The sequence below is a fragment of the Pseudophaeobacter sp. C1-32P7 genome, from assembly GCF_041008775.1.
GTDB lineage: Bacteria > Pseudomonadota > Alphaproteobacteria > Rhodobacterales > Rhodobacteraceae > Phycobacter > Phycobacter gallaeciensis_A.
Genome location: NZ_JAXGFR010000004.1, coordinates 116,763 through 138,675 on the forward strand (window position 1 = coordinate 116,763; position 21,913 = coordinate 138,675).

Sequence of the window (21,913 nt, forward strand, 5' to 3'; positions counted from 1 at the left end):
CGCGCCCGTCTGCCTGATCCGGCGGGCGGGCTTTTTCATCAGATCCGGTTCGGGAGCCACCCATGACCAAAGCGAGTTCCGACGCCATCCTCGATCGCATGATGGCGCTGCATCCCAAGATCATCGACCTGACGCTGGACCGGGTCTGGCGGCTGCTGGCGGCGCTGGATAACCCGCAGGACAGGCTGCCGCCGGTGATCCATATCGCAGGCACCAATGGTAAGGGATCGACCCAGGCGATGATCCGTGCGGGTCTCGAGGGGGCCGGAAAATCGGTGCACGCCTATACCTCGCCGCATCTGGCGCGGTTTCACGAACGGATCCGTTTGGCCGGAGAACTGATCTCGGAGGCGCATCTGAGTGAGGTGCTCGACGAGTGCTATGCCAAGAATGGCGGTGAGAATATCACCTATTTCGAGATCACCACCTGCGCTGCGCTGCTGGCCTTTGCCCGCACGCCTGCGGATTACACGCTGCTCGAAGTCGGACTTGGCGGGCGGCTGGATGCCACCAACGTGATTGGAAAACCCGCCCTGTCGGTGATCACGCCTGTGTCGATCGATCACGAACAGTTCCTTGGCAATACCCTGGCCAAGATCGCGGGCGAAAAGGCAGGCATCATCAAGCGCGGCGTACCGGTGGTCGTCGGCCCACAGGAGGATGAGGCGATGGAGGTGATCGAGGATGTCGCTGCCCGCCTTGGCGCGCCGCTGATCGCCCATGGACAGCACTGGCATGTCTATGAGGAACGCGGGCGGCTGATCTTTCAGGATGAAACCGGGCTGCTGGACCTGCCGATGCCCGCGCTGATCGGCGCGCATCAGGTGCAGAACGCGGGGATGGCTCTGGCCGTCCTGCGCCATCTGGGCGCGGATGAGGTGGCTTGTGAGGCGGCGATGGCGCGGGCTGAATGGCCCGCCCGGATGCAGCGGCTGAAGGCCGGTCCATTGGTGGAGGCGGCCGCGGGCGCCGAGCTCTGGCTGGACGGCGGGCATAACGCGGCGGCTGGTCATGCGCTGGCGGATGTTCTGGCGGGGCTGCCGAAACGGCCAACGCATCTGATCTGCGGTATGCTGAACACCAAGGATGTAACCGGCTACATGGCACCGCTCGTGCCCCATGTGGAGAGCCTAACGGCCATTTCCATCCCCGGCGAGGCGGCGACGCTGAGCACTGAGGAAACCGAGGCAGCAGCGCAATCCGTCGGCATTACCGCAACCCGGGCCGAGAATGCCCTGTCGGCGCTGCAGGCAATCATCGCCAACGATCCCTCCGCACGTGTGCTGATCTGCGGATCGCTCTATCTGGCGGGCCATATCCTGCGCGAAAACGGCTGAGGGATTAGGCAAAGGCGGGCAGGGGCGCTCCCGCCCGTCTTCGATCTTGCGATCTCATCCTGTTGGGCGTGGCGCCGCTTGCGCGGCGCGGGGCAGGCTCAGCCGTCCTGTCCCCAATCCTTGTCTTGCATTTCCCGCAGGCGCGAGGCGGTGCGCTCGAACTCGAAGGCACCGTCGCCTTCGACGTATAGATATTCCGGCTCGGCCGCGGCGGTGCAGATCAGCCGCACCTGCGCCTCGTAGAGCGCATCGATGAGGGTGACGAAACGCTTTGCCTCGTTGAAGTTGCTGCGGGACAGGCGCGGGATATCCTCAAGCACCAGCACCTTCACCTCTTCGGCGATGGCCAGATAATCGCCCGGCCCCAGCATTTTGCCGCAAAGGTCATAAAAACTTGCCCGTGCCACGCCATTCCTGAAACCGGGCAGCACGACCTCGCGGCCCTTCACCTCAAGCGTCAGGGGTTGGGCATCACCGCCCGACAGATCCTCCCAGATGGCGCGGAGCTGGGCGCGGGAGTCGGCATTCACAGGCGAGAAATAGACCGGTGAGCCCTTGAGACGGTCCTGCCGGTAATCTACCGGGCTGACCATTTCCCAGACCTGCATCTTTTCCTTGATCAGATCGATGAAGGGCAGGAAGAGCTGGCGGTTGAGGCCGTTTTTGTAAAGATCATCCGGCACCCGGTTCGAGGTGGTGACCACGGTGACGCCTGCCTCGAAGAGGGATTCAAACAGCCGCCCCACGATCATCGCATCGGTGATATCGGTAATCTGCATCTCGTCAAAGGCCAGAAGGCGCACGGAGTCGGCGACCTCCTTTGCCACCGGCGCGAGGGCATCCTGCACGCCGTTCTGACGCGCCTCGTGCATCTTGGCGTGGATTTCCTGCATGAAGGCGTGAAAATGCACCCGCCGCGCGGGGATATCGCCGAGGCTATCGACAAAGAGATCCATCAGCATGGATTTGCCGCGCCCGACGCCGCCCCAGAGGTAGAGGCCCTTGACCTCTTCCCGAGTAGCCTTGCGGAAGAGGCCCCGTTTCACCGGCGGGGCCATCAGCCCTTCGGCAATACGGTCGAATTCCGGCAGAACAGCTTGCTGCGCCGGATCCGGGCGGATCTGGCCTGCTTCGCTGCGGGTCTGATAAAGCGCGCTAACCTGGGTCATGGCGCCAGCCATAGCGCGCAGGCAGGCGGTTGAAAAGCCATGCGGGCAGATGAAGCAACAAGCGCCTGGCTGGAAGGCAGTCAGGTCACATCAATTTTCCTTATGTGACTGCGCAGATTTCTTGAATTGACCCCGGGGCCGCAATGCCTACCGTCGCAGCTCTGATTTGAAAGGACCCGGCATGAGCAGCGCAGCGGCACAGAAAACACCCTTGTTCACCCCCGTTTTGATCGTGGGCTGCGTGATCATTATGGTCAGCTTTGCGGTGCGCGCCTCGTTCGGAGTGTTCCAGATCCCCATCGCCGAGGAGTTCGGCTGGCTGCGCTCGGAGTTCTCGCTGGCGATCGCGATCCAGAACCTGGCCTGGGGGATCGGGCAGCCGATCTTTGGCGCGGTGGCCGAGAAGATCGGTGACAGAAAGGCCATCATCCTTGGCGCGCTTACTTATGCGGCGGGGCTGGTGCTGAGCGCAGGCGCGGTGACGCCGTTCCAGATGCAGGCCTATGAATGGCTGGTGGGCTTTGGCATTGCGGGCACCGGCTTTGGCGTGGTTCTAGCGGTCGTGGGCCGGGCCAGCTCGGATGAAAACCGCTCGATGTCGCTGGCGATTGTCACGGCGGCAGGCTCTGCCGGGCAAATCTTTGGCGCGCCCTGGGCGGAATGGATGCTGTCCTTCCTGACGTGGCAGACCGTGTTCCTGATCTTTGCAGGCGTGGTGCTGGCGCTGATCCTGACGCTGCCGCTTATGCGCGCGCCGCAGATGGCGAGCAAATCTGAGCTTGAAGAGAGCATGGGCACCATCCTGATCAAGGCCTTCAAGGATCCGTCCTATACGCTGATCTTCCTCGGGTTCTTTAGCTGTGGCTATCAGCTGGCCTTTGTCACCGCGCATTTCCCGGCCTTCGTGACCGAGATGTGCGGGCCGATCATGCCGGGCGGCGCGCTCTATAGTCTCGGGATCACTTCGACCTCGGCGCTGGGGGCGGTTGCGATCTCGCTGATCGGGGCGGCCAACGTCGGCGGCACCCTGCTGGCGGGATATCTGGGCAACCGCTACTCCAAGAAATACCTGCTGGCGGCGATCTATACCGGGCGGACCATCGCGGCGGCGGCCTTTATCATGGTGCCGATTACGCCGACGTCGGTGATCGTCTTCTCCATCGTCATGGGGTCCCTGTGGTTGGCGACGGTGCCGCTGACGTCGGGACTTGTCGCGCATATTTACGGGCTGCGCTATATGGGGACGCTTTACGGGATCGTCTTCTTCAGTCACCAGCTCGGCAGTTTCCTCGGCGTCTGGCTGGGCGGGCGGATGTATGACGCCTATGGCGATTACACCTTCGTGTGGTGGATCGGGGTGGCCGTCGGGGCCTTCAGCGCCATCGTGCATTTGCCGGTGCGGGAACGCCCGCTGGGGAGCGTGGCGGCGTGAAGTGAATTCAGCCGGTGCCGAATGCCGCAGCAGTGTCGGCTTCGCGGCGTAACGTCCAAGAATGCTTCTTAGCTCCGCGATGATTTTTGAACCTGGGCGCTAGCCTTGAGCATCACGTCGTGTGACGGAAGCAGCCGTGCTGGCATGTCGCCCAAGACAACTTTAACGATTGCATCCCGCATCGTTTACCCGTTTTTATGAGTATCACTGTGATGCAGTGGATGGGTCCATTCGAGGCTCGGCCGCCGTATCGTGAGGTAAACCATGCAAATCAATAATACTTTTAGCACTTACACGACTTCGCTATTTCAAGAGCCCAAGGCGGCTGATCCGGCTGGACAACCTGCTGCATCGCCCGGCCCGGCCAGTGTTTTTAGCCGTGGTGTCAGCACAGACATGACTGGCGTCTATTCTGATCCAAGGGTTACGTCGGTTGGCCCGGCCACGCTGTCGCGAAAGACGCAGGATGTTCTCGAAAAGATCCAATCTCTCGTCAGGAATGAGTTGGAGACTATTGGCGCGGTTTTCCGCGGGCTGGCAAATCAGGATCTTGAACTTGAACCAGGAGAAGGCCTGCCGGAGGACACGATACTGTCCGATTTGGAGCTTGAGCAATCTCAGAAGCTGTCCGATGACACAAAAGCAGCCGGTCTGTTGCAGATGAAATTCAGCCTGCAGTCATCCCTTGCGTCGCAGGGCGCAGAGATGCTCAGTAATGCCCGGTCGATCTTGTTTGGTGAGCAGTACGTAGGCATGACCGAAGAAGAGCTCATCGATCATCAGATCAACGCGATGGTCGATATGCAAATGAATGCAATCAAAACCACGTTTGAGATGGCGCGCAGTGATGAGTTCGGGCAATTCGCGGGGGATGCCACGGAACGGACGGAGCTTGGCGAGCCGCTACAGGAGGATGATTTGGCGGCAATACGCGCCGATCTTCTGGCCAAACGGCGGGACGAATTCCAGCGTGGCGAGTTGAGACTCCAGGTTGACGTCTTCTCCAGCGTACATGCCGCCAACTATGATAAAGGCTATGCGACACTGGATACTGCTGGAGAAGGGCTGGTCGTTCAGCCGGAAAACGGCGTTGCCTTTGATGCTGACTGGACCATGTCAGAGGCAAGGCAAAGCCAATTCACTCGGATGTTTGATGGCATCACGGTGGTCGATGGTGAGCCCGTCCTCGATCCAAGCAAGGAGAACCGTTTCACTCTTAGTGTCCTGAGCTTCCTTGAAAAATCTGGTGAGATTGGGTTGGAGTACCTGCGAGACGCGCGTGCGTGATGTCGCGCGCCTTGGCCTCCAACCCTGATGCTGTTCGATCTTCGGGCTCAAAGGTGACTTGCATCGACAGGACGTCAGAAAACCGCAGCTCCTCTGGCGAGATCGAGAATTGATCAGGCTTACTCCTTGTCCCTTCAAGATTTCATAGGCTTTGATTATTGGCCGCACGTTAGCCCTTCGCGCGCCATTTCTCCAGAATGTGACGGCTGGTCATCAGGTCCAGATGGGCGCCGCCGCCGTTCTTGAACAGGGTGATCGCCTCGGGATCATAGGCCGGGAAGCTGTCGAGGGAATAGAAATCCGCCAGCACATCGCCGCGCTGGATGACGCCCTCGGACAGCGGGATCTTGAACTCACCGATGTGATCCAGCGTGGTGTCGAAACTGTCGCAATAGATGCGCGCGCGGCAAAGCGCCTCGTCATCGGTCTCGCGCATGTCGGGGCGGTAGGCACCGATCAGGTTCAGGTGCTGGCCGGGTTTCAGCCATGCGCCCTGAACCACCGGGGTCGATGACATGGTGGAGGTGACGATGATATCGGCCGAGCGCACGGCGGCTTCCAGATCGGCGGCAACCTCGATCTGCGGATAGCTGGCCTTCATGTCTTCGGCCTTGGACTGGGTGCGGTTCCAGACCCGGATTTGGGCGCGGGGGTAGGCGGCACCAAAGGCCTCGACCAGCGATCCGGCGACGGTGCCCGCTCCGACGATCAGGATGTCGCGGCTGTCGGGGTTAGCCAGACGCATGGCGCCAAGCAGGCTGTCGCCCGCGGTCTTCCACTTGGTCACCAGGTGGAAATCCACCAGCGCGTCCAGGGTACCGTCCTGATCGGAGTAAAGACAGACCGCGCCATTGACCATCGGCTTGCCCGCTTTGGGATTGCCGGGAAAGATTGTCGCCGTCTTTACGGCCAGCCCCATGCCGTCGATCCAGGCCGAGCGGCTGAGCAGCGTGTCGGGATCACGGTAGAGGAAAGTATCGCCGATTTCCGCCTTGGGCAGATTATGCCCCTTGGCCAGCGCCTCGGTGAAGCCGACCCAGTCCAGCAGGGCCTCGCCCTCTTTGAAACCGATGGATGGAATGCTCATTTTGCCTCCTCTGGGGTCAACAGCCCCTCTGCCACCAGGCGCGCGGCCCAGGTGTCGGGTGTGGTGAATAGATGGGTATGCCAGCCGCGTTGCGCGGCGGCGTCAATGTTTTCGGGGCGGTCATCGGTGAACAGCAGGCGCTCCGGCGCAATGCCTGTGTCGCGTTCCAGATGCGCGTAGATCTCGGGCTCGGGCTTGATGGTGCGCAGATCGCCCGACACGAAGGCCTGATCGAATTCATCGAAAAACGGATAGGTCTGGCGCGCCACCGCAAAGGTGCCGACGCCGAAATTGGTCAGGGCAAACACTGGGATGTCGCGGGCCTGTAGCGCTCGCATCAGTCGCACCGAGTGCGGGATCTCGGGAGAGGCCATTTCGATCCAGCTGTCGTGCCAGTGGCGGATTTCCTGGGACCACTCCGGGTGACGCTCGGCCAGCCCGTAGACCGAGGCGCGGAAATCATCGCCGCGGTCCACGCCCAGGTTCATCCCGTGCAGATCGACCTCGGCAAACAGCCTCTTGCGGCGCTCGGGGCCGAGGCGGGCGTCAAAGAAAGCCTCGGGGTTCCATTCGATCAGCACGCGGCCAATGTCGAAAACGACGGCGTCGATGGGCATCTGCTGCTTCCTGTTCCGTTACATTACCCGACCGAACGTGGGCGCGGGCGGGCCACCGGGCGGCTGCGCCGGGTTTCCCGCCAGACTGAAACAAGGCCGGCGCCGATGATCAAGGCCGAACCGGCCCAGACCGGCAGATCGGGCCATTCATCGAACACCAGAACGCCCCAGAGCACGGCCATCGGCATGGCGATATACTCAAACGGCGCGGCCAGTCCTGCTTCGTTCAGCCGGTAGGCCTGGCTGACCAGATAGCCGCCAACGGATCCGGCCAGTCCGACCCCGATGAACAGCCACCAGTCCTGAGGCGCGGGCCAGACCCAGGCGCGCAGGATGTAATCCACTGCGGCGTTGTCGCCGGTGGCAAACCGCCCGTCACCGGTGAAAAGGCCGACCAGCGCGCTGACCACAAGAAAGCCGAAGGTGGGGTAGAACGACAGGGTCGCCGCCTTGTCGGCGCCGCCCGCCAGGCGGGTAAGCACGTGCAGCGTGGCATAGCCGCAGGCGCCCAGGAATGGCAGGATCGCGGCGGCCTGGAAACTGCCGGGGCCGGGCCGCATGATGATCAGAATGCCAAGGAACCCCACCGCCACCGCACCCCAGCGCCAGGGACCGACGCGCTCTTTCAGCACAACGACCGACAGGGCAGTCACGATCAGCGGCGTGGCAAAGGCGATGGCGACAGCCTCGGCGATGGGCATGATGGCCAGCCCGGTGAAAAAGCAGATGTTGGCAAACAGCACCGCGCAGCAGCGCATCAGGTGCAGTTTCGGCTGCCGGGTGCGCAGGATGTTAAATCCCCCTTCGAGGGGAATAATCACCGCCGCCAGCACCAGAAGCGCCACCACAGAGCGGACCATGACCACCTGATAAAGGGGGTAGTCCCCGGACAGGAATTTGAAGATCACGTCGATGACGGAGAAACTGATGGCCGATCCGGCGGCGGCCAGAAGCCCCAGAACACTGACTTTGATTTCCTGACTCATGGTCCCCCCTGCACGCTTGCCTGATCAGTGACGGAGTTGCCTCTCCGCCGCAAGGCTCTGGGTGAGACTTTGTTGCCGGAAAATTGTTTTCGTTCAGGACTGTTTGGCGGCCCGGATCTCGCGCTCCAGACTGTCCAGAAACCGCGAGCGGTCCGCTTTGGTGAAGCCCTTGCCGCTGCCCCCCGCGCCCAAGGGGTTGGCGGCGCGCAGATCGGCCATCAGATCGCGCATCGCCAGCTGCTGGCCAATGTTGGCCTCGGTGAAGCGTTCGCCATTGTGGCGCAGAACCCGGGCGCCGGTTTCGATGCATTTCGCGGCGAGAGGGATATCCCCGGTCACCACCACATCGCCCGGTCCGCAGCGGTCGGCGATCCACATGTCGGCCACATCGGCGCCTTCGGAGACGATCACGGTTTCCACCAGCGGATTGGCCGAGGGGCGCAAACCGCCGTTGGAGACCACGAACATCTTCAGCCCGTGACGGGTGGCGACCCGCTCGGCCTCTGCCTTGACCGGGCAGGCGTCGGCATCAATGTAAAGCGCGCTCACTCTTTCGCCTTTTTAGGCTCTGATTTCTCGGGCGCTTTGGTCGGCTGCTTCACCTTGAACTCATCCGGGATGGGCATCCGGTTGAAGGCATCCAGACCCGCGATCTTGTAGGCTTCGGCCAGGGTCGGATAGTTGAAGGTGTTCTGGACGAAGTATTCCACCGTGCCCTGAAGGTTCAGCACCGCCTGGGCAATGTGAATAAGCTCGGTGGCGCCTTCACCGACGATCTGAACCCCCAGCACTCGGCGGGTTTTGAGGGAGAACAGCATTTTCAGCATGCCGTGTTCCAGACCCATGATATGCCCGCGCGAGGTTTCGCGGAACCGCGCGATTCCGACCTCATAGGGCACACCGCGTTCCTGTAGCTCTTCCTCGGACATGCCGCAGGTGGAGATTTCCGGCACTGAATAGATGCCATAGGGGAACCAGGGGCTTTCGGGAACGGTGGGCGTCTCCAGCGCGTGACAGGCGGCAACGCGGCCCTGCTGCAGGGATGTGGAGGCGAGAGAGGGGTGCCCGATCACATCACCGGTGGCATACACATGCGGCACCGAGGTCTGGTAGGTCTTGCGCTCGACGCTGATGCGGCCTCGGTGGTCGGTCTCCAGCCCCACGGCCTTGAGGTTAAGATTGTCGGTATTGCCCATGCGTCCGGCCGCGAACAGCAGCATTTCACCGCGCACATGGCGGCCATTGGCCATGCTGACCTCGATATGGCTGCCTTCGTCCTCGATCTTCTCGATGGCCGAGCCAAGCCGCAGGTCGACACCGTTTTCGCGGATCTGATGGGTGAAATCCTCGATGATGGTGCGGTCGATGAAATCCAGGAAGGTCTCGCGCGGCTCGATCAGGGTCACTCGCACATCAAGCGCCGAGAACATGGTGGCATATTCCACGCCGATGACCCCGGCGCCGACCACGATCAGCGAGCGCGGGATTTCCTCCATTTCCAGGAACTCGTCGCCATCGACCACGGTCTTGCCGTTAAAGGGCACGTCATCGGGGCGATAGGTGCGGGTGCCGGTGGCGATCAGGAACTTCTCGCCGGTGATCCGAGTGGTGTCGCCGGCCTCTGTCGCCACTTCAATCTCGTTTGGACCGGTAAAGCGCGCAAGCCCTGCCAGCCAGTCCACGTGGTTGCGGTTGAACTGGTGCTCCAGCACGTCCACCTCGTGGTCCAGCGTCATGTGCAGGCGCGCCTTCAGGTCCTCGGCATCGATCTGATCCTTCACCCGGTAGGCGCGGCCGTAGAAACTGCGCTCGCGCCAGCCGGTGAGGTTCAGCACCGTTTCTCGCAGGGTTTTCGACGGCACCGTGCCGGTGTGCACCGAAACGCCCCCCAGCCGGTCCTTGCGGTCGATGACCAGCACCCGCCGCTTGAGTTTCCCGGCCTGAATGGCGGCAGTCCGGCCCGAGGGGCCAGAGCCGATGATGACAAGATCGTAGTCGTACTGGCTCATGTGGTTCGGTCCTTTTGCGGATCAGTCCCGGTACAGCGCCTCGGCGTGAAACGAGACATGCTCTTCCATGAAGGTGGAGATGAAGAAATAGCTGTGGTCATAGCCCGGTTGCAGCCGCAGCGTGGCCTGCTGGCGGCGTTCGGCGACAGCCTGTGCCAGGGCTTCGGGGCGCAGCAGCTCATAGAACTGGTCGGCGGTGCCAGTGTCGACAAGAACCGGTCCGTCAAAACCGGTGTCGCGCATCATCAGGCTGGCGTCATGTTTCGCCCATGCCGCCTCATCCGCGCCCAGATAGGCGGTCAGCTGCTTGCGGCCCCAGTCGCTGGCGGTCGGGTTGCAGATCGGCGCAAAGGCCGAGACCGAGCGGAACCGTCCGGGCAGGTTCATCGCCAGCGTCAGCGCGCCATGGCCGCCCATTGAGTGGCCGGTGGTCGCCTGCCGCTCCAGATCGACCGAGAAATTTGCGCCCAGAAAGGCGGGCAGTTCTTCGGCGATATAGTCCCACATCTGGTAATGCGGCGCCCAGGGATCCTGGGTGGCGTTCACGTAGAACCCCGCGCCCTTGCCCAGGTCGTAGTTTTCATCGTCAGCCACATCGTCGCCGCGCGGCGAGGTGTCGGGGAAAACAATGGCGATGCCCTGCTCGGCGCACCAGGCCTGCGCGCCCGCCTTGGTCATGGCGTTTTCATGGGTGCAGGTCAGCCCGGACAGGAACCACAGGAGCGGCACCGGACCATCCTTTGCCTCTTCCGGCAGGAACAGGCCAAAGGTCATATCGCAGTTGGTGACCGTGCTCTTGTGCCGGTAGACGCCCTGCACGCCGCCAAAGCATTTGTTTTCCGATACGGTTTCCATGGTGAGGCTCCTTGCAAATGAGTGCCTATCAGCTACCCGCCGACGGGGGCCGGGTCCAGTGTTGCGGCGCCCTGTCGCAGCCTTTTTGCGTCAGAAGCTTTGCAAAAGACTGAATGCTGGCCGGTTGGTGGAGATTAAAGTCCAGACGCCCAGGCGATAGCCAGCGGTACGGTCAGGATCGACAGCGCGGTCGAAATCAGAATCGCCGCTGAAACCCGGTGCGGCGCGACGTTGTAATGCTGCGCCAGCATGTAGACATTGCCCGCCACCGGCAGCGAGGCTGCCGCGATGGCCACCGAGGCCGGAAAGTTGGCGACGGGCACCAGCCACAACACGCCAATGGCAACGCAGAGCGGATGCAGCACCAGCTTGGCAAAGCTGAGCCAGACGGCAACCTGCATGCGCTCGGCCGATTTCGAGGCCAGCGAGGCACCGATGGCAAAAAGCGCGCCGGGAGTGGCGGCGCCGCCGAGGATCGACAGGAAATCATTGACCGGCGCCGGGATCGGCTGCGCCGAGGCGGACCAGGCCAGCCCAGCGACGATGGCGACGATCATCGGGTTGCGTACCAATCCCATTGCGACCAGTTTCAGAGTGCGCGGCCCCAGACCTGATCCGCGCCCGGCATTGATCAGGATGACGATGAGCGAGGAGAACACCACCAGATCGACGCTCAGCACCACCATCATCGGCCCGATCGAGGCTTCGCCAAACAGGATCGCCATCATCGGCAGGCCAAGGAAGCCGACGTTGCCGATGGCGGCGCATTGCGCCTCGACCGCTGCGGTGGGCACGTCCAACCCCCTGAGGGCCGCCACCGCCGTGGCGATAAGGTAGACCGCGACGGTGCCTGCCAGATAGCCGAGGATCAGGTTTGGGTCGAAAACCTCGGCAAAGGACAGGTTGGCGGCAAAGCGGAAAATCATCGCCGAAAGCGGGAAGAAGAAGACGAACTTCGTCAGATAGGCCGTGGCCTCTTCGGTGAAGAACCGCGTGCGCCCGGCCCAGTAGCCAAGGCCGATGATCGCAAAGAAGGGCAGGGTTCTGAAGAATATGTCAGCCATCGCTGAACTGGTAACCTGATTTTACCAAAACGAAAAGCCTGATTGCGCTCGTGGGTGACCTGATTGGGCAGGGGGGATGAGGAAATGAGCGCGCCCCTCCCGCCCGTCGCCTCTGCATGAAACATGCAGGGCTCCCGTTGGGCCGCGCCGCGCTGGCGCACGGCAGGGATATGCTTTGGCTATGGTTTTTCCTGCTTCGGCCTGTGCGCCGGTGGTGATGGTGCGCAACCCGCCGCGCGTCGGCGCGGCGCTACGCCCAACGGGAAGGGGGCAGGCCTTGGGCCTGTTGCCGGCGGGCGGGAGCATTCCGACGCTGTAGCTCTGGACGGTCAGCCGCTGCCGATCAGGGCGCCCGCGCCCAGAACCAGTGCTCCCCCCAGAACCACCTGCAGCGTGGCGCGCCAGAACGGTGTCTCCATGTATTTGTTCTGGATCCAGGCAATTGCCCAGAGTTCCACGAACACGATGACAAAGGCGATGGTCGTCGCGGTCCAGAACTCGGGGATCAGATAGGGCAGGGCGTGGCCAAGCCCGCCGAGCGTCGTCATTACCCCCGAGGCAATGCCCCGTTTCATCGGCGATCCGCGCCCCGACAGCTCTCCATCGTCCGAGGCTGCTTCGGTAAAGCCCATGGAAATGCCCGCCCCCACAGAGGCGGCAACGCCGACCAGGAAAGTCGTCCAGGTGTCCTGCGTGGCAAAGGCGGTGGCAAAGATCGGCGCCAGGGTGGAGACCGAACCGTCCATCAGCCCGGCCAGCCCCGGCTGCACCCAGGTCAGCACGAACTGCCGGTGCGCGGTGCGGTCTTCCTCAGATCGCGCATCGCCCGTCAGATGCGCCTCTTCCAGCTCGGCGGCGGTGTCGCGGTGACCCGCTTCGGCGGCCGCCAGATCGCCCAGCAATTTGCGGGTGGCGGCGTCCTGGGTGCGGGCTGCTGCGGCGAGGTAGAAGCGTTCGGCCTCCGCCTCCATCGCCTTGGCTTCTTCGCGGATCCGCTCAAGGCTGAGGTTCTCCATCAGCCAGATCGGGCGACGGTTGTAATAACCGGCCACGTGTTCGCGCCGGATCAGCGGGATCGCCGGGCCAAACCGCTGTTCATGCAGGGCAATCAATCGGGCGCGGTGCTCATCCTCTTCGGCGGCCATGCCATCGAACATCTTCGCGGTGGCAGGAAAATCCTCCCGCAGCCGCGCGGCATAACCGCGATAGATCCGGGCATCGTCTTCTTCGGATGAAATGGCCAGCGCCAGGATCTCCTGGCCGGTCAGGTCCGAAAACCGTTTTCGCTGTGGAAGAAAGCGCATTTGGGCCTCATCTTTTTAGAATGGTTCTAACCATATGGGCCTGAGGACAAAGCGCAAGACCCATCGGCAGAGGCGCGCTGCGGCAGAGTGCAGCATTTGTCGTTGTTGCGCGTGCTTTGACGTCGGGTGTTCCGGGTGCTGCTGGAGTGTTGATGACTGGGGAGTTGTTGAACAGCGGATGGGTAGGCTAAAGTGGTCCGGTCATCCCGCCAGCGCCACGAGGACCGGTCATGAATGAGCAAGCCAGCATTGTCCGGACCGGACGCAAGTTTGACCAGGTTCTGGAAGGCGCGCGCGAGGTGTTCATGGCCGATGGCTTTGAAGGCGCCAGCGTCGACGATATCGCCCGTGCGGCGGGCGTGTCCAAGGCGACGCTCTATAGCTATTTCCCCGACAAGCGCCTGCTGTTCATGGAGGTTGCGCGTAACGAATGCGCCCGTCAGGCCGACGCACCTATGGATCTGGCCGGGGCCTGCTGTACACCGCGTGATGTGCTTTGCGCCGCCGGGCGTCATATCCTGTCGGTCAGCCTGTCGAAATTCGGCCTGCGCATGTTCCGCATCTGCGTGGCAGAGGCAGATCGCTTCCCGGATCTTGGGCGCCAGTTCTATGAAAGTGGGCCGATGGTGGTCCGGGCCCGGCTGCGCGATTACCTGCAGGGCGCAGCCGCGCGTGGGGAATTGCAGATCGAGGATTTCGATCTTGCTGCCGACCAGTTTGCCGAATTGTGCCGGGCCGATCTGGTGCCGCGTCTGGTCTTCAATATCGATACCGAGTTTTCCGCCGAAGAGCGCGAGCGGGTGATTGCCGGGGCGGTAGATCTGTTCCTGGCCCGCTATGGGATCTGATCCGGGACGCTTTGCCGGTCCGGTGTGACCTCGCTGATGGAGGCCCGCCCCCCGGGCGACCCTCCTGTGTCACGTCTCCCTCAGTGAGTGATGAAATCGTTGGGCGCATTCCGGTAGGTTTCGTGACAGCTGAGGCAGGCCTGCACCATGCTGGGCACCGTTCGCCGCAACCCGTTCAAGGTATATGCGTTCAGCTGTTTGGCAGCATCCTTGGCGGTCTCTGCCCGGGTTTCGAAATCATCCCATTGTTGCCAGATCAGCGGGTTGGCGTGTGAATTGGGATCCATGCGCGGTTTCTTGAACCGTTTGCGGATGTCGCCTGTTGTTTTCACCAGCGTGCGCCGGGCGGCCTTGGCCTTGGAGGCGTTAAAGCTGGTGCGCCCGGCCATCATGTCAGCCAGCGTGGTAATGGCCGCTTTCTGGGTGGCCATCAGCTCGACCCGCCGCTTGACGTGCTTGTCCGCGATCGGTGCGGCCGCATCCAGTTGCGCACCTGCCAGGGCCAGCCCCAGCACCAGAAGGACAGGAATACTGCGCAAGCCGCGCGGCGAGACAGAGGGCATGAGCGGATGCGTCATGAGCGCGGCTCCTGTGTGTGGGGGTGGATTGACCGAATCGAATGATTTGAACAAATGTAGAACATAGGCGGTGCCGACTGCTTGTTTTCGAAAATTTTGGACCATCAAACCGGATCGTGTCATGTCCCACCGCCGCATATTGTCGCTCTGGTTTCCGCGTCTCGGAGCAGAGCGTGTGATGCGCGCCGGGCGTGGCAGTCTTGCCGGGCCTCTGGCCATTGTGGAGGAACTTTCCAACACACAGGTTATTTCTGCGTTAAATGAGGCGGCCGAGGCCGAGGGGCTTTTTGTTGGGCAACCGCTGCGTGATGCCCATGCCATTTGCGCTACGCTCTTGACTCGTAAGCGCAATATTCCGGCGGAAACGGCTTTTTTGATGGCTCTTGGGCGCTGGGCGGGCAAGTTCAGCCCCTGGGTTGCGCCGCAGGTCCCGGATGAAATCAATCTCGACATGACCGGCTGTTCACATCTTTTTGATGGCGAGGCGGCCCTGCTGACGCAGATCGATGCGGACTGCGCGGACATGGGGATCACGGTGCGGATGGGGCTGGCCGATACACTGGGCGCGGCCTGGGCGCTGGCGCGCTATGCAGGGCAGGGGGCCGGGTTGCCGGTGGACCGGTCCGGCGATGCCATCGATCAGGAGGCCCGCGCCACCCGCGCCCGCGCGGCCCGCATATCTGTACGCCCGGCGGCGCCGGGGCAAGGGGCGCCTTCGGGCAAGGCGGGGCGCAGGCACTGGACCCGGGGCGGTGCGGCACCGCAGGCGGTCGAGCTGTCGCAGCAGCCCGAACGGATCGCGCCGGTGGGGCAGGCGCACCGGGTTCTGGCGCCCCTGCCAGTGGCGGCCCTGCGGCTGGAGGCGTCAGCCGTGGCGCAGCTGGGCCGACTTGGCCTGCGGCAGATCGGCGATCTCCTGGATCAGCCCCGGGCCAGTCTGGCGCGGCGCTTTGGCCGGGGGCTGGTACTGCGCCTTGATCAGGCCATGGGCAGCACCCCGGAACCGGTCTCCCCGGCGGGGGTGCCTGACAGTTTTGCGGTGCGCCTGACCCTGCCCGAGCCGATCGGCCTGGTGGAGGATCTTCAGGCAGGGATCGATCGGATGCTGCCCCGGCTTTGCGCCTTGCTTGAGGAACGCGGCAAGGGCGCGCGTCTGCTGCGGCTTGAGGCGCACCGGGTCGATCAGGCGGCCCAGATCGTGACCGTCGGTTTGGCGCGACCCAGCCGGGACCCGGACCGCATCCGGCCGCTGCTGGCGATGAAGCTGGAGCAGATCGACGCGGGGTTTGGCATCGAGATGCTACGTCTTGAGGCCATGCAGGCCGAACCCATCCATGCCCGCACCCAGGCAGGTCATCTGGAGGCTACTGCCGCCGCCAGAACCCGGCAGGCGGGCGGGCAGACCGTGGCGCTGGAAGATCTGATCGGACGTATCGGCGCGCGGGTCGGGCTGGAGGCGATCACCCGGCGCCACCCGGTCGAGACGCATATCCCGGAAAAAACCGCCAAGGTGCTGGCCGCCGCCTGGTCAGAGCCTGCGCAGGACTGGCCCGCAGCGCCCCATGCGCGCCCCTTGTTGCTGTGGCGCCCGGAACTGGTGATGGCCCCGGATGTGCCCCAGGTGCCCGAACGGTTCCGCTGGCGCGGGCGCGACTGGGAGCTGACCACCGCCGAAGGCCCCGAGCGCATCGCCCCGGAATGGTGGTTGGAGGATCCGAACTGGCGAACCGGAGTGCGCGATTACTGGGTGGTGGTGACCACCTGCGGGGCCCGGTTGTGGTTGTTCTTTGCCCATGGCGCGGCGCTGTCGCGGGGTTGGTTCTGCCAGGGCAGTTTTGCCTGAGCGTGCCCCCGCCCGCGGCGCCGATCCTTCGCTCTGCGCCGAAGTCTTTGCCCTTGGGGCCGGGGGCGGCAGCGCCTAGGGTTATCAGATGAACAGACCAGACCCGCATAAGCCCCCGCAGACCCCGCGTTTTGATATTCTGGGGCAGGCCATCGGCGATGCCAGCCGCACCCGGATGCTGTGTGAGCTGATGGAGGGGCGGGCCTATACCAACAAAGAGCTTGCCGCAGCCGCCGGGATCACGCCGCAGACGGCGACCGCGCATTTGCGGATGTTGCAGGAGGCCGGGCTGGTGGTGGCGGAGAAACGGGGCCGCTGTGTTTATCACCGGCTGTCCGGGGCCGAGGTTGCCCAAGCGCTGGAACAACTGGCCGCAATCGCGTCTGTATCTGGCGCAGCGCCGCAAGGCGGGTGGACTGGCCGAGGTGCGCAGCTGCTATGATCATCTGGCCGGGCCGCTGGCGGTGGCGATGACGCAGGCCTTATTGCGCCGGGGGATGCTGGCAGAACGGGACGGCGGGTTCGATACCGTCCCATCCGATCTGTGGGCGCCGCTTGGGGTCACCCTGCCGGATCCGCAACGCAGCATGCGCCAGCCCTTTGCCCGGCCCTGTCTCGACTGGACCGAACGGCGGCTGCATGTGGCGGGACCGCTGGGGCGGCAACTGCTGTCTCATGCGCTGGAGCGCGGCTGGATGCTGCGCCGTCAACACAAGCGAGGGCTGACCCTCACCGCGCCGGGCCGCAGGGCGCTGCAGCAGATCCTGGGGCTGGAGTTGTCCGGGAGTGCGATGGAACTGAGTGAGGGAGGACCCCATGTCTGAGATCAGAACCGACAGGCAGGACCAACGCTATACGGTTCAGACTGGCACCCGGCTGCTGGTGCAGGTGCCAAAGGGTGACGCCGCAAAGGTGATGGATGCGATTGTCGCCTGTGATCCGCTGCGCTGGGGCGATTATGATCAGGTGGGGTTCACCACCGCGACGGGGGTGCAGCAGTTCCGCTCGCGTCCGGGCGGGGTCAACAGGGCCAGCGAAGCGGCGGTAGAGGTGCCTTGCGTCGAAGTGCAGGTCTTTGTGCCGCAAACTGGCGCTGATCTCGATCCGCTGCTGCGGGCGATCTATGACGTTCACCCTTATGAAGAGCCGGTGATCCAGCTGCTTGCAGCCAGCCGCACCCTGCATATCCGCGGACAGGACGAAGGCAATCCCAACCGGTTCTGGAACCGGGCGGATGCGGATTGGGTGCCCGATGTGCATCGCAGCGATGGGGGCGTGCGCGCCGAAACCGCTTGATTCCCGCCCCGATTGACGCGAACCTGATGGCATGAGCTTTCAAAACACGGCGTCATTCCCCGGGGCAGGCATCCCAGAGCAGGTTTCATTCGACCGCAAAGAACTGTCGGTGATCCTTTCCCTTTACGGTCGCATGGTCGCTGCGGGGGAGTGGCGAGACTACGGGATTTCCTCGCTGCGGGAATGCGCTGTCTTTTCGGTGTTTCGGCGCACCGCTGAACACCCGCTCTACCGGATCGAAAAACGCCCCAAGCTGCGCAACCGTCAAGGACAGTATTCGGTGGTGGGCATCGACGGCCAGATCCTGAAGCGGGGGCACGATCTGAAAACCGTGCTGCGGGTGCTGGAGCGCAAGCTGATCCGCGCCGTCGACTGAGCCTTTTGTCGGTCCCTCAAACCAGGAGGCTCCTTTGTTGGATTAGTTCGCAGCAGTACAGCGAAACTCCCGATCAGGGGACTGTTCTGAACCCATGCGAACCATCAGTTCACAAACAGGCTGATTGCTTGCATAGCCAATGACCAGGATCATTCTTTCCCACCCCACAAGCGACTTCATCTCCATCCAGTAGGCTGGGGTGCCGAGTGTACCCCGCGGCATGACAGAAACATAGTCGGCCAAATCCTCAATCGTTTGAGAATGCCCTACGGAAGACAACGACAAGAAAAACAAAGCTGAGACAAATGCTTTCATTTCCAGCACCAGACCCTCCTTTTCAAGATATGCGTTTATGCGCAGTGACGGGGCCATCGCCCTGTTCGGCGATCCGGGTGATCGCGGCCTGCAGGGGTTCGATAGCCACTGCCATGTCATGGGCATTGGCGTGGATGATGCTTTCACCGTCGCGCACCAGGGCAACATGGCCTTTCCAGAACAACAGATCACCGCGCATATAGGTGCAGCCTTCGGGCAGGGCGCGGCCCAGATCCCGCTCTTGCGGGCCGCTGTCGCCGGGACAGGCAATGCCACAGGCCATCAGCGCGACTTGCACCAGCCCGGAACAGTCGATGCCAAAGCGGCTGTCGCCCCCCCAGAGGTAGGGCGTGCCAAGGAACCCTTCGGCCACGGTGATCGGATCTTGCATCAGGCTGCCGATGGGCATCAGATGCGTCGCGGGGACATGCCCTAGTTCAGTTGCCGCGAAACGCCCGGAGGTTTCGCTGACCCGCAGCAGGCTGCCAAAGCTGAGGCTGCATTGGTCCGCCGATTTGAAATCACCTTGCGCATAGGCATGGGTCGCCGGGGCGCTGACCCAATGGGTTGCTTCCAGCGGCGCGGTCAGGGCCGCCACCGGGACATAGCCGGTATATCCATCCTTCTCGGCCCGGATCTGCGCCCAGCCATCCCGTGAGGAGAGGACCACGACCGGCGCCCCATAAAGAAACTGCCGGTCGCGCGGGCCATCGGGACGTCGCAGAACATCGACAACCGGAAGGGCGATTCGCGCGCGCTCCTGCGCAGCGGTGTCCATCACGTGGCCGCTCATAGGTTCAACATCTCCGGCAGCGCGGCAAAGATTGCCCGCGCGCCCTGACCGACACCGCCCTTGGGGCGGGCAGGGGCAGCGCTGGGCGTCCAGCCATAGATGTCGAAATGCATGTAGCGGCTGTTGCCCGCAAAGCGGCGCAGGAAAAGGGCGGCGGTGATCGATCCGGCAAAGCCGCCCGCAGGCGCGTTGTCGAGATCGGCAATGCCGGGTTCGATCATCGTCTCATAAGGGTCGTGGAAAGGCATGCGCCAGACTGGATCGGCCATCTGCCCCGCCGTGCCTGCAATGGCAGCGGCATCCGCATCGGCGCTGGCGTAAAAGGGCGCCAGATCCGGCCCCACAGCCACCCGTGCGGCGCCGGTCAGGGTCGCCATGGAGATCAGCAGGTCAGGCTTATCCTCATCTGCCAGCGTCAGGGCATCGGCCAGCACCAGACGGCCCTCGGCGTCGGTGTTGTTGATCTCGACCGTCAGCCCCTTGCGGGAGGTCAGTACATCGCCGGGCCGGAAGGCATTGCCGGAAACCGCATTTTCAACCGCGGGAATCAGCACGCGCAGCTGCACTGGCAGCCCTGCGGCCATGATCATCCGCGCCAGCCCCAGCACGGTGGCAGAGCCGCCCATGTCCTTCTTCATCAACCCCATGCTGCTGCCGGGTTTGAGGTTGAGCCCGCCGGTGTCGAAACAGACGCCTTTACCCACCAGAGTCAGCTTTGGTCCGCTGTCGCCCCAGCGCAGGTCAATGAGGCGGGGGCGCGCCGTGGCGGCCCGGCCAACCGCGTGAATCATTGGCAGGTTCTGTTCCAGAAGGTCCTGATCCAGCGTCACCTGTGCCGTGGCGCCGAATTCGCGGGCCAGGTCCTCGGCTGCGGCTTGCAACTGGTCAGGGCCCATATCGGCGGCGGGTGTATTGATCAGATCGCGGGTCAGGCATTCGGCGGCCACCAGCGATTCGACGGCTTTCGCATCGACGCCTTCTGGTGCCACCAGAGCAGCGCCGGGCGCCTTGGCCTCCTTGTAGCGATCAAAGCGATACTGCGTCATCAGCCAGCCGAAACATTCCTGTTCCAGAGCAGTCTCGGGAATTGCGTTGCCGCCATCGCCCCCGCTTGCAAGTGTATAGACCCCTTCGGGCAGCTTTTCGGCTGCCGCCGCCAGCGTAAACCGCTGACGCGCACGCTGTGCTGCGTTGCCGTATCCGGCCAGCGCCATTGCCGGGCCGTTTCCATCGGAGGCCGGAACCAGAAGCACCTGACCTATCGCTCCCTTGAACCCATTTGCCCGCGCCCATCCTGCGACCTGATCTGGCTGGGTTTGCAGCCAGGTTTCGCAGGACGCCTGATCAATAACATAAAGCACAATAGCATTATCGCAGGGTGCGGCAAAAACGGGGGTCATCGGGATACTCCGGTCATGGGGGCTTATTCAGCCGTCAGAGTATCCGTCACCGCGTTGCCTGCAAGCCCTGCGTGAATACAGCCTGTGGGTCGGATTTTGGATTTGGGTTCTGGTCGTGTCGGCTTCAGATAGAGAGGTCCTGCTGTTCCCAGACTGCGGTCAGGGATCTTTCGCCAACGCGCAGCAGGCGGAACACCGTTGCCGCAATGGCCGGCGAATCCTTGCTGTCGACGGCGTCGGTCACATCGCCGGCGATGGCCGCCATCGCGGTCATGCCGATCTGATCCGAAATCGCGATCAGTGAGCGCGCGTTCTTGCGCAGATTTTCCATATCATTCTGACGCCACAAGCGTTCGCAATGCGAAAGGCGGACCGCCAGTTCTTCAATTGCACGGCAAACGACGTCTTCGGCTCCGGTTTCGCCCAGCTGTGAATACAGCTCGGACAGCTTTCCCGGATCCAGACGCACGTTTTCCTTATGCATGACAGTGAGTATATTGGTCACCACATTCACCCCAGTTCACTATGCCCCCACGGCACGATGACCAATTTGACCCTCAAGAGTTGTCAAAAGGTTTCCAAGCTGATGCTGGAATCTCTCGAATTTGCTGACAATGCAGGCTATCACCCCTGTCAGGGTTCAAATCAGGGAATGCACCATATGCAATACGCCAAGCCTCTGCCGAGCTATCTCGTGACGCGTTACCACGGCTGGAAAGCGACGGCTTATCAGGAAAACCAGGGCTGGTACCGGCGTCTGGCTTCCGAAGGGCAGCGCCCGCGCGCGATGGTGATTTCCTGCTGCGACAGCCGCGTTCACGTCACCTCGATCTTTGGCGCGGACCAGGGTGAGTTCTTTATTCATCGCAATATCGCGAATCTGGTGCCGCCCTATGCACCCGATGGCGACCACCACGGCACCAGTGCCACGATCGAATATGCGGTTACGGTTCTGAAGGTGGCGCATCTGATCGTGCTGGGTCATTCCCAATGCGGAGGCGTGCAAGGCTGTATCGATATGTGTAAGGGCCACGCGCCCGGGTTGGAGGCGAAGGAAAGTTTCGTCGGTCGCTGGATGGACATCCTGAAGCCGAAGTTCACTTTGGTCGAAGACATCGACGATGCAGAGAATCAGGCGCGCCAGTTCGAGCGTCAGGCGGTTGTCGCATCGCTTGAGAATCTGATGACCTTCCCTTTCATCGAAAAGGCGGTCGCCGACGGTTCGCTCAGCCTTCATGGTCTGTGGACGGACATCGGCGAAGGCGGCCTGGAATGCTATGATCCCAAGACGTCGACCTTTCAGCAGGTCTAGGTCTT

At 62.7% G+C, this 21,913-nt stretch carries 22 protein-coding genes and 1 pseudogene; 9 read left to right on the forward strand and 14 right to left on the reverse strand.

Going from position 1 to position 21,913, the window contains the following annotated elements; translation table 11 throughout:
- Positions 1 to 62 precede the first annotated feature (62 nt).
- On the forward strand, positions 63 to 1,337 hold the full coding sequence (locus SM763_RS07295) for a bifunctional folylpolyglutamate synthase/dihydrofolate synthase (RefSeq protein ID WP_368998113.1): 1,275 nt from the start codon (positions 63 to 65) through the stop codon (positions 1,335 to 1,337).
- Between the two features lie 98 nt (positions 1,338 to 1,435).
- Here SM763_RS07295 and zapE read toward each other — a convergent pair whose 3' ends face one another.
- Positions 1,436 to 2,506, reverse strand: coding sequence for a cell division protein ZapE (zapE, locus tag SM763_RS07300; RefSeq protein WP_368948452.1), 1,071 nt, complete (start codon positions 2,504 to 2,506; stop codon positions 1,436 to 1,438).
- A 181-nt stretch (positions 2,507 to 2,687) separates the two neighbouring features.
- Here zapE and SM763_RS07305 point away from each other — a divergent pair, with 181 nt between their 5' ends.
- Together SM763_RS07305 and SM763_RS07310 are read left to right on the forward strand one after the other, a co-directional pair.
- Positions 2,688 to 3,938, forward strand: a complete 1,251-nt coding sequence (locus tag SM763_RS07305; RefSeq protein ID WP_368998114.1) for an MFS transporter — start codon at positions 2,688 to 2,690, stop codon at positions 3,936 to 3,938.
- Positions 3,939 to 4,202: 264 nt separating this feature from the next.
- Complete coding sequence (locus SM763_RS07310; RefSeq protein ID WP_368998115.1) at positions 4,203 to 5,225, forward strand: hypothetical protein; 1,023 nt, start codon at positions 4,203 to 4,205, stop codon at positions 5,223 to 5,225.
- 169 nt (positions 5,226 to 5,394) lie between these two features.
- Here SM763_RS07310 and SM763_RS07315 read toward each other — a convergent pair whose 3' ends face one another.
- From SM763_RS07315 to mbfA, 8 genes are all read right to left on the reverse strand, one after another.
- Positions 5,395 to 6,312: an ornithine cyclodeaminase family protein gene (locus SM763_RS07315; RefSeq protein ID WP_368998116.1), complete on the reverse strand. Its 918-nt coding sequence runs from the start codon at positions 6,310 to 6,312 to the stop codon at positions 5,395 to 5,397.
- The gene (locus SM763_RS07320; RefSeq protein WP_368998117.1) at positions 6,309 to 6,929 is read right to left on the reverse strand and encodes an HAD family hydrolase; all 621 of its coding nucleotides are present in this window, start codon (positions 6,927 to 6,929) and stop codon (positions 6,309 to 6,311) included. Before SM763_RS07320 ends, SM763_RS07315 begins: the two co-directional genes overlap by 4 nt.
- Before the next feature lie 23 nt (positions 6,930 to 6,952).
- Positions 6,953 to 7,915: a DMT family transporter gene (locus SM763_RS07325; RefSeq protein ID WP_274839999.1), complete on the reverse strand. Its 963-nt coding sequence runs from the start codon at positions 7,913 to 7,915 to the stop codon at positions 6,953 to 6,955.
- Between the two features lie 93 nt (positions 7,916 to 8,008).
- Positions 8,009 to 8,464: a YaiI/YqxD family protein gene (locus SM763_RS07330; RefSeq protein WP_274839998.1), complete on the reverse strand. Its 456-nt coding sequence runs from the start codon at positions 8,462 to 8,464 to the stop codon at positions 8,009 to 8,011.
- A complete protein-coding gene (gene sthA / locus SM763_RS07335) occupies positions 8,461 to 9,924 on the reverse strand; it encodes a Si-specific NAD(P)(+) transhydrogenase (RefSeq protein ID WP_065271634.1) in 1,464 nt (487 codons plus the stop codon). Before sthA ends, SM763_RS07330 begins: the two co-directional genes overlap by 4 nt.
- A gap of 21 nt (positions 9,925 to 9,945) precedes the next feature.
- Positions 9,946 to 10,779, reverse strand: coding sequence for an S-formylglutathione hydrolase (fghA, locus tag SM763_RS07340; RefSeq protein WP_368998118.1), 834 nt, complete (start codon positions 10,777 to 10,779; stop codon positions 9,946 to 9,948).
- A gap of 134 nt (positions 10,780 to 10,913) precedes the next feature.
- Positions 10,914 to 11,843, reverse strand: coding sequence for an AEC family transporter (locus tag SM763_RS07345; protein WP_368998119.1), 930 nt, complete (start codon positions 11,841 to 11,843; stop codon positions 10,914 to 10,916).
- 329 nt (positions 11,844 to 12,172) lie between these two features.
- Positions 12,173 to 13,147, reverse strand: a complete 975-nt coding sequence (gene mbfA, locus SM763_RS07350) for an iron exporter MbfA (protein WP_274838215.1) — start codon at positions 13,145 to 13,147, stop codon at positions 12,173 to 12,175.
- Positions 13,148 to 13,377: 230 nt separating this feature from the next.
- Between mbfA and SM763_RS07355 the strand changes: the two genes are divergently transcribed.
- Complete coding sequence (locus SM763_RS07355; RefSeq protein ID WP_368998120.1) at positions 13,378 to 13,995, forward strand: TetR/AcrR family transcriptional regulator; 618 nt, start codon at positions 13,378 to 13,380, stop codon at positions 13,993 to 13,995.
- A gap of 80 nt (positions 13,996 to 14,075) precedes the next feature.
- Here the strand turns inward: SM763_RS07355 and SM763_RS07360 are convergent, their stop codons facing one another.
- The gene (locus tag SM763_RS07360) at positions 14,076 to 14,573 is read right to left on the reverse strand and encodes a c-type cytochrome (RefSeq protein WP_368998121.1); all 498 of its coding nucleotides are present in this window, start codon (positions 14,571 to 14,573) and stop codon (positions 14,076 to 14,078) included.
- Positions 14,574 to 14,694: 121 nt separating this feature from the next.
- On the opposite strand from SM763_RS07360, the gene SM763_RS07365 reads away from it, so the two are divergent.
- The 4 genes and pseudogenes from SM763_RS07365 (at position 14,695) to SM763_RS07380 (ending at position 18,088) form a co-directional block, all read left to right on the forward strand.
- Complete coding sequence (locus SM763_RS07365) at positions 14,695 to 16,416, forward strand: Y-family DNA polymerase (protein WP_368998122.1); 1,722 nt, start codon at positions 14,695 to 14,697, stop codon at positions 16,414 to 16,416.
- Between the two features lie 88 nt (positions 16,417 to 16,504).
- Positions 16,505 to 17,240: pseudogene (locus SM763_RS07370) on the forward strand (ArsR/SmtB family transcription factor).
- Positions 17,233 to 17,712 (forward strand): YqfO family protein, encoded by a 480-nt coding sequence (locus SM763_RS07375; protein ID WP_368998123.1) that lies wholly within the window; start codon positions 17,233 to 17,235, stop codon positions 17,710 to 17,712. The pseudogene SM763_RS07370 and the gene SM763_RS07375 overlap by 8 nt, the downstream one beginning before the upstream one ends.
- Positions 17,713 to 17,743: 31 nt before the next feature.
- On the forward strand, positions 17,744 to 18,088 hold the full coding sequence (locus SM763_RS07380; RefSeq protein WP_065271626.1) for a DUF2794 domain-containing protein: 345 nt from the start codon (positions 17,744 to 17,746) through the stop codon (positions 18,086 to 18,088).
- Between the two features lie 42 nt (positions 18,089 to 18,130).
- Here SM763_RS07380 and SM763_RS07385 read toward each other — a convergent pair whose 3' ends face one another.
- The 4 genes from SM763_RS07385 to SM763_RS07400 all read right to left on the reverse strand — a co-directional run bounded on the left by SM763_RS07385 (position 18,131) and on the right by SM763_RS07400 (position 21,080).
- Complete coding sequence (locus SM763_RS07385) at positions 18,131 to 18,412, reverse strand: hypothetical protein (RefSeq protein WP_368998124.1); 282 nt, start codon at positions 18,410 to 18,412, stop codon at positions 18,131 to 18,133.
- A 13-nt stretch (positions 18,413 to 18,425) separates the two neighbouring features.
- Complete coding sequence (locus SM763_RS07390) at positions 18,426 to 19,196, reverse strand: C40 family peptidase (protein WP_368998125.1); 771 nt, start codon at positions 19,194 to 19,196, stop codon at positions 18,426 to 18,428.
- Positions 19,193 to 20,596, reverse strand: a complete 1,404-nt coding sequence (locus tag SM763_RS07395) for a leucyl aminopeptidase family protein (protein WP_368998126.1) — start codon at positions 20,594 to 20,596, stop codon at positions 19,193 to 19,195. Before SM763_RS07395 ends, SM763_RS07390 begins: the two co-directional genes overlap by 4 nt.
- Positions 20,597 to 20,720: 124 nt before the next feature.
- Positions 20,721 to 21,080 carry a hypothetical protein gene (locus SM763_RS07400; protein ID WP_065271624.1) on the reverse strand — a complete coding sequence of 120 codons (360 nt, stop codon included), beginning with the start codon at positions 21,078 to 21,080 and terminating at the stop codon, positions 20,721 to 20,723.
- Positions 21,081 to 21,257: 177 nt separating this feature from the next.
- On the opposite strand from SM763_RS07400, the gene SM763_RS07405 reads away from it, so the two are divergent.
- Positions 21,258 to 21,908 (forward strand): carbonic anhydrase, encoded by a 651-nt coding sequence (locus tag SM763_RS07405; RefSeq protein WP_368998127.1) that lies wholly within the window; start codon positions 21,258 to 21,260, stop codon positions 21,906 to 21,908.
- Positions 21,909 to 21,913: the final 5 nt, after the last annotated feature.

Excerpts from the sequence above, each read along its gene's own strand:
- SM763_RS07295 (WP_368998113.1), top strand. The coding sequence starts at position 63 with ATGACCAAAGCGAGTTCCGACGCCATCCTCGATCGCATGATGGCGCTG.
- zapE (WP_368948452.1), bottom strand. The coding sequence starts at position 2,506 with ATGACCCAGGTTAGCGCGCTTTATCAGACCCGCAGCGAAGCAGGCCAG.
- SM763_RS07305 (WP_368998114.1), top strand. The coding sequence starts at position 2,688 with ATGAGCAGCGCAGCGGCACAGAAAACACCCTTGTTCACCCCCGTTTTG.
- SM763_RS07310 (WP_368998115.1), top strand. The coding sequence starts at position 4,203 with ATGCAAATCAATAATACTTTTAGCACTTACACGACTTCGCTATTTCAA.
- SM763_RS07315 (WP_368998116.1), bottom strand. The coding sequence starts at position 6,312 with ATGAGCATTCCATCCATCGGTTTCAAAGAGGGCGAGGCCCTGCTGGAC.
- SM763_RS07320 (WP_368998117.1), bottom strand. The coding sequence starts at position 6,929 with ATGCCCATCGACGCCGTCGTTTTCGACATTGGCCGCGTGCTGATCGAA.
- SM763_RS07325 (WP_274839999.1), bottom strand. The coding sequence starts at position 7,915 with ATGAGTCAGGAAATCAAAGTCAGTGTTCTGGGGCTTCTGGCCGCCGCC.
- sthA (WP_065271634.1), bottom strand. The coding sequence starts at position 9,924 with ATGAGCCAGTACGACTACGATCTTGTCATCATCGGCTCTGGCCCCTCG.
- fghA (WP_368998118.1), bottom strand. The coding sequence starts at position 10,779 with ATGGAAACCGTATCGGAAAACAAATGCTTTGGCGGCGTGCAGGGCGTC.
- SM763_RS07345 (WP_368998119.1), bottom strand. The coding sequence starts at position 11,843 with ATGGCTGACATATTCTTCAGAACCCTGCCCTTCTTTGCGATCATCGGC.
- mbfA (WP_274838215.1), bottom strand. The coding sequence starts at position 13,147 with ATGCGCTTTCTTCCACAGCGAAAACGGTTTTCGGACCTGACCGGCCAG.
- SM763_RS07355 (WP_368998120.1), top strand. The coding sequence starts at position 13,378 with ATGAATGAGCAAGCCAGCATTGTCCGGACCGGACGCAAGTTTGACCAG.
- SM763_RS07360 (WP_368998121.1), bottom strand. The coding sequence starts at position 14,573 with ATGACGCATCCGCTCATGCCCTCTGTCTCGCCGCGCGGCTTGCGCAGT.
- SM763_RS07365 (WP_368998122.1), top strand. The coding sequence starts at position 14,695 with ATGTCCCACCGCCGCATATTGTCGCTCTGGTTTCCGCGTCTCGGAGCA.
- SM763_RS07375 (WP_368998123.1), top strand. The coding sequence starts at position 17,233 with ATGTCTGAGATCAGAACCGACAGGCAGGACCAACGCTATACGGTTCAG.
- SM763_RS07380 (WP_065271626.1), top strand. The coding sequence starts at position 17,744 with ATGAGCTTTCAAAACACGGCGTCATTCCCCGGGGCAGGCATCCCAGAG.
- SM763_RS07390 (WP_368998125.1), bottom strand. The coding sequence starts at position 19,196 with ATGAGCGGCCACGTGATGGACACCGCTGCGCAGGAGCGCGCGCGAATC.
- SM763_RS07395 (WP_368998126.1), bottom strand. The coding sequence starts at position 20,596 with ATGACCCCCGTTTTTGCCGCACCCTGCGATAATGCTATTGTGCTTTAT.
- SM763_RS07400 (WP_065271624.1), bottom strand. The coding sequence starts at position 21,080 with ATGCATAAGGAAAACGTGCGTCTGGATCCGGGAAAGCTGTCCGAGCTG.
- SM763_RS07405 (WP_368998127.1), top strand. The coding sequence starts at position 21,258 with ATGCAATACGCCAAGCCTCTGCCGAGCTATCTCGTGACGCGTTACCAC.